General features: G+C 64.7%; 10 protein-coding genes. 2 read left to right on the top strand and 8 right to left on the bottom strand.

The window, feature by feature from the left end:
* Positions 1-51: 51 nt before the first annotated feature.
* Entirely contained in the window at positions 52-975 is a 924-nt protein-coding gene (locus ACY65G_RS17805) for a LysR family transcriptional regulator (protein WP_464998652.1), read from the bottom strand.
* Between the two features lie 185 nt (positions 976-1,160).
* Here ACY65G_RS17805 and ACY65G_RS17810 point away from each other — a divergent pair, with 185 nt between their 5' ends.
* Positions 1,161-2,372: an MFS transporter gene (locus tag ACY65G_RS17810; protein ID WP_464998653.1), complete on the top strand. Its 1,212-nt coding sequence runs from the start codon at positions 1,161-1,163 to the stop codon at positions 2,370-2,372.
* Between the two features lie 7 nt (positions 2,373-2,379).
* On the opposite strand, the gene ACY65G_RS17815 is transcribed toward ACY65G_RS17810, so the two are convergent.
* The 5 genes from ACY65G_RS17815 to ACY65G_RS17835 all read right to left on the bottom strand — a co-directional run bounded on the left by ACY65G_RS17815 (position 2,380) and on the right by ACY65G_RS17835 (position 10,109).
* Positions 2,380-3,303, bottom strand: coding sequence for a hypothetical protein (locus tag ACY65G_RS17815; RefSeq protein ID WP_464998654.1), 924 nt, complete (start codon positions 3,301-3,303; stop codon positions 2,380-2,382).
* A 244-nt stretch (positions 3,304-3,547) separates the two neighbouring features.
* Positions 3,548-6,667, bottom strand: a complete 3,120-nt coding sequence (locus ACY65G_RS17820) for an efflux RND transporter permease subunit (protein ID WP_464998655.1) — start codon at positions 6,665-6,667, stop codon at positions 3,548-3,550.
* The gene (locus ACY65G_RS17825; RefSeq protein ID WP_464998656.1) at positions 6,664-7,842 is read right to left on the bottom strand and encodes an efflux RND transporter periplasmic adaptor subunit; all 1,179 of its coding nucleotides are present in this window, start codon (positions 7,840-7,842) and stop codon (positions 6,664-6,666) included. The genes ACY65G_RS17820 and ACY65G_RS17825 overlap by 4 nt, the downstream gene beginning before the upstream one ends.
* A gap of 158 nt (positions 7,843-8,000) precedes the next feature.
* Positions 8,001-9,356, bottom strand: a complete 1,356-nt coding sequence (locus ACY65G_RS17830) for an ATP-binding protein (RefSeq protein ID WP_464998715.1) — start codon at positions 9,354-9,356, stop codon at positions 8,001-8,003.
* A 27-nt stretch (positions 9,357-9,383) separates the two neighbouring features.
* Positions 9,384-10,109, bottom strand: coding sequence for a response regulator (locus ACY65G_RS17835; protein ID WP_464998657.1), 726 nt, complete (start codon positions 10,107-10,109; stop codon positions 9,384-9,386).
* A 209-nt stretch (positions 10,110-10,318) separates the two neighbouring features.
* Here ACY65G_RS17835 and ACY65G_RS17840 point away from each other — a divergent pair, with 209 nt between their 5' ends.
* The gene (locus ACY65G_RS17840) at positions 10,319-10,780 is read left to right on the top strand and encodes a Spy/CpxP family protein refolding chaperone (protein WP_464998658.1); all 462 of its coding nucleotides are present in this window, start codon (positions 10,319-10,321) and stop codon (positions 10,778-10,780) included.
* Between the two features lie 180 nt (positions 10,781-10,960).
* Here ACY65G_RS17840 and dsbD read toward each other — a convergent pair whose 3' ends face one another.
* The gene (gene dsbD, locus ACY65G_RS17845) at positions 10,961-12,751 is read right to left on the bottom strand and encodes a protein-disulfide reductase DsbD (protein ID WP_464998659.1); all 1,791 of its coding nucleotides are present in this window, start codon (positions 12,749-12,751) and stop codon (positions 10,961-10,963) included.
* A 110-nt stretch (positions 12,752-12,861) separates the two neighbouring features.
* The gene (gene rplQ, locus ACY65G_RS17850; RefSeq protein WP_130186535.1) at positions 12,862-13,260 is read right to left on the bottom strand and encodes a 50S ribosomal protein L17; all 399 of its coding nucleotides are present in this window, start codon (positions 13,258-13,260) and stop codon (positions 12,862-12,864) included.
* Positions 13,261-13,332 lie beyond the last annotated feature (72 nt).

Genomic DNA, 13,332 nt, shown 5'->3' on the forward strand with positions numbered 1-13,332 from the left:
GAAAAGTCGCTTATCCGGGATGTTTCCAAAAAGCGGGGACAGTCCCCGGTTTTAGGAAACATTACTGGCAGACAGGCACAGATCCGGCTCTGCCGCCAGCCTTGCCGCGATCCAGTCCACGAACACGCGCAACTTCGGCGCGGCCGTCCGCCCGCGCGGATACAGCAGCGAGACGGGCATGGGTGCCGGCGGCGTCGCGGCCAGCAGTTCCACCAGCCCTCCCCGCTCGAGGTGATCGCGCACCTGGTAGCGCGCTGCCTGGGTGATGCCCAGCCCCTGCAGCGCGCAGGCCACGTTGGCATCGGCGTTGTCGACGGCGATACGCCCCGGCACCTGCGCCTTCACCACCTGGCCGTCGGCCACGAAATCCCAGTCGAACGGCCGGCCCGTGCGGCCGGAAAAATGCACGATGCCGTGGTGGTGCCGCAAGTCGTCGATCGACCCAGGCATGCCGTGCCGGTCGAGGTAGGCCGGCGCCGCGCACGTGACGAAACGCATGCTGCCGATTTCGCGTCCCACCAGCGCCGAATCCTGCAAGGCGCCCACGCGCAGCGCGCAATCGATGCCTTCCTGCGTGAGGTCGACGAGGCGGTCGGAAAAGCTGAGGGTCAGCGCCAGCGCCGGCCACGCATCGGCAAAGCCGGCGATATGCGGCAGGACCACGTGGCGGCCGACGGCGTCCGGCAAGTCGACCCGCAGCGTCCCGCGCGGCCCGGCACCGGCCCGGAAGGCCCGCTCCGAAGCGGCCACCGCATCGAGGATCTGCACGCATTGCGCATGGTACTCGGCACCATCCGGTGTCAGCGCCAGCCGGCGCGTGGTCCGCTGCAGCAGCGTGGTGCCCAGATAGGCCTCCAGGTTCTTGATCGTGGCTGTCAGCGCCGCCCGCGGCAGGCCCAGCGTTTCGGCCGCACGGGTAAAGCTGTTGGCTTCGACGATGCGCACGAAGACCTGCATTGCGCGAAGTTTGTCCATGGTGGCGCCCATTGTTCACATGATGTGAAAAGTATAGGGCGATTATTAGTGGATTATCTTCTCTCTTTCGCTACGTACACTTCCCCCATCCATTCTTGCCGGCAGGCGGCGGCCCCGATGGCTGATTCCTGGCCGATCGCTGCTCCGTAGACTGGCTCCACTCGATTCATTACATGGGGAAGACCATGACTTCGCACGAAAAACCGCATCCCGAACACATTGCCCCCTCGATGGTGCTGCTGCTGGCGGCCGCGGCCGGGCTGATCGTCGCCAACCTGTACTACGCCCAAACGCTGGTGGGGCCGATCGCGGCCGCTACGGGGCTGTCGGCCGATGCCGCCGGGCTTGTCGTCACGCTGACGCAGGTCGGCTATACGCTGGGCCTGCTGTTCATCGTGCCGCTGGGCGACCTGCTGGAAAACCGCCGCCTGGTCGTGACGGCGCTCGTCGCCACGGCCATCGCCCTCGCCGTCGCCGCATTCGCCACCAGCGCCCCGGTCTTCCTGGCCGCGGCGCTGGCGATCGGCCTCGGCTCCGTGGCCGCGCAGATCCTTGTGCCGTTCGCCGCCCACCTGTCGCACGAATCGAAGCGGGGGCACACGGTGGGCAAGGTCGTCAGCGGCCTGCTGCTGGGCATCATGCTGGCGCGGCCGGCGGCCAGCCTCATCGCCGACCATGCGAGCTGGCACGTGGTCTTTGCCGGCGCGGCGGTGCTCATTGCGCTGCTTGCCGCCGTACTGCGGGTGAAGCTGCCGCAGCGGGTGCCCCACGAGCGTACCTCGTATGCCAGGCTGATCGGTTCGCTGTGGATGCTGTTCCGAACGACGCCGGTGCTGCGCCGCCGTGCGGCCTACCACGCTGGCCTGTTCGGTTCGTTCAGCCTGTTCTGGACCGTGGTGCCGCTGGCGCTGGCTGGCCCGTCATTCAACCTGTCGCAGACGGGCATCGCGATCTTCGCGCTCGTCGGCATGGCTGGCGCGGTCGCATCGCCGGTCGCCGGCAAGCTGGCCGACGCGGGCCACAGCGTTGCGGCAACGGCCGCCGCGCTGGGGCTGGGCATCCTGGGCTTTGCACTCCCGCTGCTGGCGCCGGATTCGCACCACGTGGCGCTGGCCATCCTGGTACTCGCCTCGATCGTGCTGGACATGGGCGTGGCCGCGAACCTGGTGCTGGGCCAGCGCGCGATCTTCACGCTGGGCGCGGAAGTGCGCAGCCGCCTGAACGGCCTGTATTTCGCGGTGTTCTTTGCCGGCGGTGCCGCGGGCTCCGCCTTGGGCGGCTGGATGTATGCCCGCCATGGCTGGCATGCCGCGCTGCTGGCCGGCATGGCGATGCCGGCGGCGGCGTTGCTTTACTGGATCGGCGAGGCAACCGAACGCCCGCCGCAGCGGGCCTGATCGGTCGTCAGCGACCCGCCGGGCGGATATAGCGCGGGTACATTTCCTTCAGCAGGAAGGCGCGCAGCTCGGCTTCGTCTTCCTTCCGGGCGCTCATCTTCACGACGCGGCCCAGCCGGTGCGACTCCCATTCGAAGTCGCCCGGCTTTTCCTTGCGGATCAGTTCGATCATCTTCGTGACGACGGCGTTCTCGATGTCGATCTCGCTGCCCAGCTCGACCTTCACCTGCGACAGCCAGCGGCGCTTGAAGTTCGTGTTCCAGCCGCGGAACTTCAGGTCGGCGCTGTTGAAGGTCTGGTTCTGCACATCGAAGATGCCGCCCGAATCTTCCCGCTCGCCGGCGGCATTGCGCCCCTGGGCGCCCATGATGTTGGCGACCGCGCGGGCCTTGGCTTTCGCATCGGCGCTCTCGGCGCTTTCCGTGGTCGGGGTTTCGACGGCGCCGCGGCGGCGGCGTGCCGCTTCCACCATCTGCGACATGTCGGTCACGTCCGGCGGCGGCGGGGTCATGTCGGCCTTGACCGGCGGCGGCGGCGTTTCCTGCCTGCGCGGATCGGTGATCGCATCGTTGTTCGTGCGCTTGATCGGCGGTGGCGGCGCCGGACGCGGCTTGGCCTGGGCCACTTTCGGTTGTTTCTGCGGCGACGGTTTTTGCGGTGCCGGCTGCGGCTTGGGCGGCGTAGGCGTTGGCGATGGCGGCGTGATGTACACCATTTCGCCGGCCTTCGATGGCGGGTTGAGCTTGATCTGCATTTGCGGATTCATGAGAATCAACGCGGCGAGCAGGACATGCAGGCCGATCGCGATGGCCAGGCCAGTACGGTTCGGCTTGTTGTCACCATACCGGAGCGGCAGGCCAACGGCCGGGATGACCTGGCCGCAGGTGGGGCAGACTTCGTCGGAACCGTGGGTATGGCTGTGCTGGAGCAAGATAAACCGTTTTCTGTGCGCGAAACCGGCGGTGCCGGGCCAAGTCGGGCAAGCTTACGCGAGCTTGCAGTTAACGGATGTTACCGTATGTATCTGACTCATGGGCGACAGTTGAGACCAAGAAACCCGGTCTTCAGCCTCCCCTAATGGGCGCCATGCTGGGTAAAGTTGCCGCCAAACAGGGGTCAGACCCCTGTTTCCAGGCAATTTTTCCGAGAAACAGGGGTCTGACCCCTGTTTTTCTCTACGACACGGCCTTCAGCCCGACCTTTGGCGGTTCCGGCGGCAGCTCGGCCAGTTCCGCGTCGCCCATCGGGCCGTTGCCGCTGTACTTGTCGAGGAACAGGTAGATGACCGGGGTGACATACAGCGTAATCACCTGCGAGAAGATCAGCCCGCCGCACACGGCCAGGCCCAGCGGCTGGCGCAGTTCGGCGCCGGCGCCGAGGCCCAGCGCGATCGGCAGCGCGCCCATGAAGGCGGCCAGCGTCGTCATCATGATCGGGCGGAAGCGCAGGATGCACGCCTCGCGGATCGCGGCGGCCGGGGCCATGCCGTGCTCGCGCTGCGCCTGCAACGCGAAGTCGATCATCATGATGGCGTTCTTCTTCACGATGCCGATCAGCATGAGGATGCCGATGATGGCGATCATCGTCAGGTCCATGTCGAACAGCCACAGCGTGAACAGCGCGCCCACCGCGGCGGACGGCAGGCCGGCAAGGATCGTCAGCGGGTGGATGAAGCTTTCGTACAGCACGCCCAGCAGCACGTAGATGACGGCCAGCGCGGCCACGATCAGGATCACCTGGCTGCCCTGCGATTTCTCGAACACGGCCGCATCGCCGCCATAGTTGGTGATGATCGATGGCGGCAGGCCGAATTCCTGGCCCATCGCATCGATCTTCGCGGTGGCGCGGCCCAGCGGCACGCCGGGCGCCAGGTTGAACGCCACCGTCACGGCCTGCAATTGGCCCTGGTGGTTGACGGCCGTGGGGCCGATCGTGCGCTGCACGGTGGCAAAGCTGGACAGCTTGATCAGTTGCCCGGCCGCGTTGCGCACCGAGACCTTGTTCAGCGCATCCTCGTAGCGGCGGTCTTCGTCGGCCGCTTCCAGGATCACGTAGTAGCTGGCGGCGGACGAGTAGATCGTGGACACCTGCCGCTCGCCGAATGCCAGGTACAGCGCGGTGCGCAGGTCGCCGATCGCCACGCCCAGCGTGCTGGCCTTGTCGCGGTCGATGTTCAGCGTGGCCTGCAGGCCCTTGTTCTGCGAATCGCTGGTCACGTCGCGGAAGTCGGGGTCGGCGCGCATGCGTTCCAGGTAGCGCTCGGACCAGTCGTTCAGCGAATCGGGGCTCACCGATTGCAGTGTGTACTGGTAGCGGCTCTTGCTGGGACGGCCGCCCAGCTGCAGGTTCTGCACGGGCGACATGTAGACCTGGATGCCGGCCACGTCGCGCATCTGCTTGCGCAAGCCTTCCAGCACCTCGGGCATCGCCTTGCGGTCGCCGCGCGGCACCAGCACCACGAACATGCGGCCCGAGTTGCCGCCATCGGTGAACGACACCACGCTGTTCACGGCCGGATCGGCCTTGATGATGGCGGCCACCCGATCCTGCAAGGCCACCATCGCCGTGCTCGAGATGTCTTCGGAGGCTTCCGTGTTCACGCGGAACTGGCCGATGTCCTCTTCGGGGAAGAAACCCTTCGGCATCGTGGCATACATGATCACGGTCAGCACGAACGTGCCCACGGCCACGGCCAGCACGAGGTAGCGGTGGCGCAGCGCCGCGTCCAGCGTGCGGCCATAGCCCTTCAGCACGGCGTTGAAGCCCCGCTCGAAATGGCGGCCGAGGAACGTATCGTCGCCCGCTGCTTCATGCGAATCTGCGGGCAGGAAACGCGCCGCCATCATGGGCACCAGCGTGAGCGAGATCAGAGCCGAGACCAGCACGGCCAGCGCCACGATGACGGCGAATTCGCGGAACATCAGCCCCATCACGCCGGGCATGAAGAAGATCGGGATGAACACGGCCACCAGCGAGATCGAGATCGACACGATGGTGAACCCCATCTCGCGCGAACCGATCAGCGCCGCCTGCAGCGGCTTCTTGCCATGCTCGATGTGCCGCACGATATTTTCCAGCACCACGATGGCATCGTCGACGACGAGCCCGACGGCCAGCGTGATGCCGAGCAGCGAGATATTGTCCAGGCTGTAGCCCAGCGCATACAGCAGCGCCAGCGCACCCAGCAGCGAAATCGGCATCGTGATGGCGGGGATCACGGTGGCCACCGCGCGGCGCAGGAACAGGAAGATCACCAGCACCACCAGCACGATGGTCAGCGCCAGTGTGAGATTGACGTCGTGGATCGCTTCGCGGATCGATATGGAGCGGTCGTTGACGAGGCTGATGTTGATCGACTCCGGCAGCTGCGCGCGGAAGCGCGGCAGCAGCGCCTTCACGCTGTCGACCACCTGCACCGTGTTGGCATCGGGCTGGCGCTGCACCAGCAGCACGATGGACCGTTCGCCGTTGTAGCTGCCGACCGACTTGATGGACTGGAAGCTGTCCTCGACGGTCGCCACGTCCTTCAGCCGCACCGGCTCGCCGTTGCGGGTGGCGATAATCAGGTCGCGGTAATCGGCCGCCTTCATCAGCTGGGCGTTGCCCTGGATCGTCAGGGTCTGGTCGGGGCCGTCGAGCACGCCCAGCGGCGTGTTGGCGTTGGCGCTGCGGATCGCTGCCTGCACCTCGGCCAGCGTAAGGTCGCGGGCGTTGAGCAGGTCCGATTTCGCGCGCACGCGCACGGCAAAGCGCTTCTGGCCGTTGACGCGCACCTGCGCCACGCCGGGCAAGGTGGACAGGCTCGGCGCGATCAGGTTTTCCGCATAGTCGTTCAGCTCCGACAGCGACAGCGACGGCGAATTCATCGCCATGAACAGCACCGGCGCATCGGCCGGGTTGATCTTGCGGTACGACGGCAGGTCCGTCATTTCCTGCGGCAGCTGCCGCTGTGCGCGCAGCAGCGCGGCCTGCACGTCGACGGCCGCTTCGTTGACGTCGATGCTGGAATCGAACTCCAGCGTGAGCGACGTATTGCCCTGCGTGCTTGTCGAGGTGATCAGCGTGAGGCCCGGAATCGTGGAAAACTGCTTTTCCAGCGGCAGCGCGACGGATGACGCCATCGTGTCCGGGCTGGCGCCGGCCAGGTCGGCCGACACGTTGATGATCGGGGTGTTATAGCTGGGCAGCGCGGCGACCGGGATGTACAGGTAGGCCAGCACGCCCGCCAGGATCAGCGACAGCGACAGCAGCACCACCATCACGGGGCGCCGGATCGAGAGCTCGGAGAGGTTCATTCGACACCGCCCGCGGCTTTGCCCTGCTCGGCCAGCCGCGCATCGGATGGCCGCGCCTCGGCGACGCGTACCTTGCCGCCGGGGCGCAGGTTCTGCTTGCCTTCGACGATCACCTTTTCATTGCCTGCCAGCCCGCGCACGGCCGCGTTGCCGCCGAACGCATGCAGGCGTTCGACGTTGGCCACCCTGGCCGTGCCGTCCGTCGCCACCGTGTAGACGAAGGTACCGCGGGTGTTCGTGATGATCGCATTCTGCGGCACCACGAGGGCATCGCGCAGCGTCTGCACGGTGACTTCCGTGTTCACGTACTGGCCGGGCCACAGCCGCGTGTCGCTGTTGGCGAACTGCGCTTTCACGCGGATCACGCCGGCCTGCGGGTCGACCGTATTGTCGATGAACGACAGCCGGCCCTCGATCGGCGTCTTGGAATCGCGGTGGAACACGTGCACCGGCACCTTGCCCGCGCGCTGGGCATCGAGCAGCGCGGCCAGGTTCGTTTCCGGGATCGTGAAGGCGACATTGATCGGATCGAGCTGGGTGATGGTCGTCAGCGACGTGGACAGTTGCACCAGGCTGCCCGGGTAGACGTCGATGCCGCCCACCCGGCCCGACATCGGCGCGCGGATCGCCGTGTAGCTCTGGCCGACCTGGATCGCGCGGGCCGCCGCGACGTTCGCTTCGAGCTCGGCGCGGGCGGCATCGACCTGGCTTTTCAGCGTGTCGACGGCGCCCTGGGCGATGAACTTCTGGCCCAGCAGTTCCATGCTGCGCTTGTATTGCCGCTCCAGGTCGGCCAGCGTGGCGCGGTCACGCGCCACCTCGGCTTGCGCCTTTTGCAGGTTGGCCGATTCGCTGCGGCTGTCCAGCGAGAACATCAGCTGGCCTTCCTTGACGAAATCGCCTTCCTTCACGTGCACCTTGACGATCGTGCTCGTGGTCTGCGGGTGCAGGTCCACGGTGCTGATCGGGCTCACGGTGCCGTTGGCCTGCAGGATCACGGGCACGTCCTGACGTTTTGGCGACACGACATTGACGGTGGTGGGACCTTGCCCCTTTTCCTCGCCTTTGCCCGCGCCGGCATGCTGCGCTTCCGGTGGCGTGTGCGTGAAATGCCAGGCGCCGGCTCCCACGGCGACGGCGGCAGCGACCAGTACTCCCAAGGTGGACTTTTTCATTGTGTTTTTTTGACTGCTGGTGGTGGTATCGGAATAAGCTTCCCCGCAATGCTTCTGCAATGTTTCTTTGCGGAATCAGTCGGACATTGTCGCATCGAACTGCTACGACATGGTGACCGCAAGGGCGTGATCGTCTGCACGTTCACTTGCCCGCATGGTCATTTGCCCGCGTACAGCTCGGGCAATGTCAGTACCGCTTCCAGGCCGCCGGCATCGCCGTTGGCCAGGCTCAGCGTGGCACCATGCTGCTCGGCGATATTGCGGGCGATCGTCAGCCCGAGGCCGGTGCCGCCGGATTCCCGCGAACGCGACGTTTCGACGCGGTAGAACGGTTCGAACACGCGCGCCAGCTGGTCTTGCGGAATGCCCGGCCCTTCGTCGCGGATGCGGATGCGGGCCGCGCCGGCCAGCCGTTCGACCGTCACATGGGCTTTCTGGCCATATTTGACGGCGTTGTCGATCAGGTTCACGAGGCAGCGCTGCACGTCCAGCGGCCGCCCCAGCAGCGCCATGCCGGCCCGGCCCTTCAGCTCGACCTGCTGGCCCGCGTCGATCGCATCGGCGCACACGCTGTCCAGCAGCGAATCGAGGTCCAGCTTCTGCATCGTGCCGGTCGTATCCATGCTGCGCGCCAGGTCGAGGCCTTCGCGGATCATCTGCTGCATGGCCGACAGGTCGCCGATCAGCTTCTGCTGCAGGTCGGCGTCGTTGACCTTTTCCAGTCGCAGGCGCATGCGCGTCAGCGGCGTTTGCAGGTCGTGCGTGATCGCGGCCAGCATTTCGGTGCGCTGGATAATGTGCTGGCGGATGCGCCCCTGCATGGCATTGAACGCGGCGCTCGCCTGGCGGATCTCGGCGGCACCAGCCAGTTCCAGCGGCGGCTTGTTGATGTCGTTGCCCAGGTCTTTCGCGGCCTGGGCCAGTTGCTTGACCGGACGCACCGCCATCCGCGTGACGAAATAGGCCAGGATGGCGATGCACAGCAGGAAGGGCACGAAGACGGCATATTCGTTGTGGCCGGTGGGGATCGAACCGCGCGGCGGCAGTACCGACAGCTTCAGCACTTGCCCGTCCGTCATCACGACCTTGACGGATTCGCACGTGCCGCGCCAGGGGCCGGGGCCGAACAGCGTCATCGTGCTGGTGCGCTGTTCGCATTGCGGCGGCCGCTCGGCCATGGGAATCACCTGGAAATCGCGCGGCAGCCGCTGTGCCAGGGCGATGGAGAATTCCGTGCCCGGGTGCAGCGTGAGGTCGGCGTCGGTGGCGATCTCCAGCCGCATGCTGCTCTTGCTGGAGACGGCCAGGTATTGCGCGCGCGATTCGGGGCGCACCACGTCGGTGGTTTCGATGATCTGCTCGGCCCGCTCCAGCGCATGGTAGGTGCGATAACGTTCCAGCGTGCGCTGGCGTTCGTTGACGGCCAGCCATTGCGTGAGCGCGGCGGACGCGACGATGCCGACCATGAGCGCCAGGAACACGCGCCCGGTCATGGAGTTGACGAAATTTTTCAGCGTGCTCACCGGCCGCTCGCTCCTGTTCTACGCGCGTGGCTCGACGGCGACGGCGCCGGCCAGCACATAGCCGCCATTGCGCACCGTCTTGATGATCTGCGGCACCCGTGCATCTTCGCCGAGCTTTTGCCGCAGGCGGCTGATCTGGATGTCGATCGAGCGGTCGAACGGGTCGGCATCGCGGCCCTGGGTCAGGTTCAGCAGCTGGTCGCGGTTCAGCACGCGGTTCGGGTGCTCGAGGAATACTTTCAGCAGACGGAATTCGGCACCCGACAACATGATCACCACGCCATCGGGATTCAGCAGGTGGCGCGCGGTCAGGTCGAGCGTCCAGTTCGAAAAGCGGATTTGCGAGGCTTTGTCCATGCCGCCGGACGGCATCGAGTTACTGCGCCGCAGTACGCTGCGGATGCGGGCCAGCAGCTCGCGTGGCTCGAATGGCTTCGGCAGGTAATCGTCGGCGCCCATCTCGAGGCCGAGGATGCGGTCCAGCGGTTCGCTGCGGGCGGTCAGCATGATCACCGGCAGGTTCGAGTGCGCACGCAGCTTGCGGCACAGCGTGAGGCCGTCTTCGCCGGGCATGTTCAGGTCGAGCACGATGAGGTCGGGCTTGGTTTCGTCCAGCAGCTTCCACATGGCCGTGCCGTCCGCCGCGCCGAACGTGCGGTAGCCGTTGGACTCCAGGTAGTCCGCCAGCAGCGTGCGGATATCGCGATCGTCGTCGACGATCAGAATGCTAGATATGGGTTCCATCCTCCAATTATCGCCAGTTCGGCAGAGGAAGACCAACGGCGGTTTGTATCGTCTTGTATATGCATTGCGGCTTTTTCAAGTGGTAGCAAAGGGAAACAAACGGATACAAAAACAGGCGATCGCGACACTTCGCGGAAACACCGCATTGAGAGACTGTTTTCCGTGCAGTGCTGCAAGCACATTCGATTTACTCACCAAAGGATTTAAAAATGAACATCCTTCTCAAAAGCATTATCGTTGGCCTGACCGTACTTTCCGTTGGTTCCACCGCGATGGCGGCACCAGCCCAGGAAACGCCGCAACATCGCGCTTATGCCGAAACGAAATTCGATCCGGCGAAACGCGCGGAACGCATTCAACTGCGTCAGCAAAAACTGCATGATGCATTGAAACTGGCACCCAATCAGGAAGCAGCGTGGAAAACCTATATCGCGGCTATCGAACCGCGACAGCCGATTGGCCGGGCAGACCGTGTTTCGTTCAAGGAGTTGAATGCCCCACAGCGCGCCGAGAAACAGCTGGAGCTGTTGAAAGCACGCATCGCGCACCAGGAAACCCGGCTGGAAGCGCTGAAAACTTTTTATGCGACGCTGACCCCGGAGCAGCAAAAAGTATTCGACACGCATCCAGGTCAAGGCAGGCATAAAGGCCATGCGCATCGCCGCGGTTGATCCGGTAGCGTAATCCGAGGACGGTTCGCCGGCCTATTATTCGCGCAATCATGCCAGATTCTGGCCTGATTGCGCTCAATATTAGCTTGGAGCAGCGTACTGCGCCTGCTGTGGTGCAGACTTCGACAGCCGGCACGAAAAAAAAGCGCCCGCAGGCGCTTTGCTCGTCATGCGGCCGGATCAATCCAGCTTGCTCAACGATTCAAGGAATTGATCGGCATCCTGAAAACCGATGACGCGGCTGTCGGCGATTTCCCGGCCATTGCGATCGAAGAAAATGATTCCGGGCGGCCCGAAGAGATTGAATCGCTTCAGGAGTGCTTTATCGGCTTCGTTATTGGCCGTGACGTCGACCTGGAGCAGGATCGTATTTTCCAGGCGCTGCCGGATGGCAGGCTCGACAAACGTCAGCTTTTCCATTTCCTTGCAGGCGACACACCAGTCGGCATAAAAATCGAGCATGACGGTTTTCCCACCCGTATCGGCCAGTATCCGGTCCAATGCCGCCACGCTTGCGATCCGCTTGAAATGGAGTTCGTTTGCGGCCCCACCGCGCAAATGCGCCAGCGGAGCCAGGGGATCACGCGCGCCTGTCGCAACCCCAACCATTTGAACGATGCCGAAGGCAATGAATAATGCCGCGACCAGTTGCGCCGGCAAACGTTTATGGTGCCGCAGCAGATAGCTGCCATAGGCAATGCTCAACAGCGTCCATCCGGCCATTTGCACCACGCCCGACAATACGGGCGATACCAGCCACCAGGCCATTGCCAGCAACAATACGCCGAAGAAGCGCTTGACCGTATCCATCCATGCGCCGGCTTTCGGCAACAGTGCACCGGCCGATACACCGACGAGTATCAGCGGCAGGCTCATGCCGGCAGCCATTGAAAACAGCGCGGTGCCGCCGATGACCACGTCGCGGGTCTGGCTGATATAGACGAGCGCCCCGGCCAGCGGCGCGGCAACGCAGGGCCCGACGATGAGCGCCGAGATGGCGCCCATGGCGAACACGCCGGCCAGCTTGCCGCCGGAACGGCGTCCGGATGCGGCGGCAAGCCGGGTCTGGATCGCGGCGGGCACCTGCAATTCATATACGCCAAACATGGACAATGCGAGCAATGCCATCAAGGCGCCGAAAGCGCCGAGCACCCAGGGCTTCTGCAGCGCGGCGGCAAGGCCCTCGCCGGCCAGGCCTGCCGCGACGCCCAGGCCCGTGTAGACGATTGCCATGCCCAGCGAATAACTCAGCGACAGCACGAGACCGCGGCCACGGCCCGCCTGACGTCCCTCCCCGACGACGATCGACGACAGGATCGGCACCATCGGCAGCACGCATGGCGTGAACGCCAGGCCGAGCCCGAGCAGCAGGAACAGGGGCACGATGACCGCCATCCGGCCGCCCTGCAGCGCGCCTTCAATGCGGCCCAGCTCGCTTTGAGGCGCGATGGAGGCAGGCGCCGGCAGCGCTTCGGCGGGCACGTCCATCAGCGGGTCCCCCGGGCGGCTCATCGTCGGCAGGCCAAAGGCACCCGCTGACGCGGCGGGACCGCCTGTGGGGGATAGCCGCGCCGTCGCATCCTGTGGGGAATAGCACAGGCCCTTGTCGGAACAGCCCTGGCCGGTGGCAATGAGCGAGAACGTGCCGGCGGCCTCCGCCGGCACGCGGATCGTCACGCGGTGGCGGTAGGTTTCCACTTCCTTGTTGAACGTTTCATCGAACTTGACCTTGCCAGGCGGAATCTCCGGCGTGCCGAGCCGGGCGCCTGTTGCCCGGAATTTGAACTGCTCGCGGTACATGTAGTAGCCCTGCGCGATCGTCCACGTGGCTTCGACCGTGTGTGCATCGGCCATGCGTGCCGAAAACTGGAAGGCGACTTCAGGGGGAAGGAATTCTTCGTCGGCGTGCGCCGACGGCAGCGGCGAAAGGAACATCGCCAACAGGATCAGGATGCGGGACAGGAAAGGCATGCGGCTACTCGGCGGGGTGAACCCCGAGATGGTATCCCTAAATGCCCGAACGATGTGATGTGCAAAAGAAAAAGCCGGGCAAGCCCGGCTTTTTCTGGACGACGAGAAGATTACTCTTCAGCGGTCGGTGCTGCTTCGATGTCGCTTGGTTCCGGACGGTCCAGCAGTTCGACGTAGGCCATCGGTGCGTTGTCGCCGACGCGGAAGCCCATCTTCAGGATACGCAGGTAGCCGCCGTTACGGGTGGCGTAGCGCGGGCCCAGTTCAGCGAACAGCTTCTGGACGATTTCGCGGTCGCGCAGGCGGGCGAATGCCAGGCGCTTGTTGGCCAGCGTGTCGGTTTTGCCCAGGGTCAGGATCGGCTCGACGACGCGACGCAGTTCCTTGGCTTTCGGCACGGTGGTCTTGATCGCTTCGTGACGCAGCAGCGAAACGGTCATGTTGCGCAGCATTGCCAGACGGTGGGACGAGGTACGGTTCAGTTTACGGAGGCCGTGACGGTGACGCATGGTACTTCCTTTCTAGGTGTTTAATTCCGGACTCTTCGATCGCCAGGTTTGATGGAGGCGCGGGTCGGTTAT

The sequence above is a fragment of the Pseudoduganella sp. jia 12 genome (assembly GCF_055502675.1).

What these genes read in the sequence shown, in the direction of transcription:
- ACY65G_RS17805 (WP_464998652.1), bottom strand. Translation starts at nt 975, where the DNA reads ATGGACAAACTTCGCGCAATGCAGGTCTTCGTGCGCATCGTCGAAGCC.
- ACY65G_RS17810 (WP_464998653.1), top strand. Translation starts at nt 1,161, where the DNA reads ATGACTTCGCACGAAAAACCGCATCCCGAACACATTGCCCCCTCGATG.
- ACY65G_RS17820 (WP_464998655.1), bottom strand. Translation starts at nt 6,667, where the DNA reads ATGAACCTCTCCGAGCTCTCGATCCGGCGCCCCGTGATGGTGGTGCTG.
- ACY65G_RS17825 (WP_464998656.1), bottom strand. Translation starts at nt 7,842, where the DNA reads ATGAAAAAGTCCACCTTGGGAGTACTGGTCGCTGCCGCCGTCGCCGTG.
- ACY65G_RS17835 (WP_464998657.1), bottom strand. Translation starts at nt 10,109, where the DNA reads ATGGAACCCATATCTAGCATTCTGATCGTCGACGACGATCGCGATATC.
- ACY65G_RS17840 (WP_464998658.1), top strand. Translation starts at nt 10,319, where the DNA reads ATGAACATCCTTCTCAAAAGCATTATCGTTGGCCTGACCGTACTTTCC.
- dsbD (WP_464998659.1), bottom strand. Translation starts at nt 12,751, where the DNA reads ATGCCTTTCCTGTCCCGCATCCTGATCCTGTTGGCGATGTTCCTTTCG.
- rplQ (WP_130186535.1), bottom strand. Translation starts at nt 13,260, where the DNA reads ATGCGTCACCGTCACGGCCTCCGTAAACTGAACCGTACCTCGTCCCAC.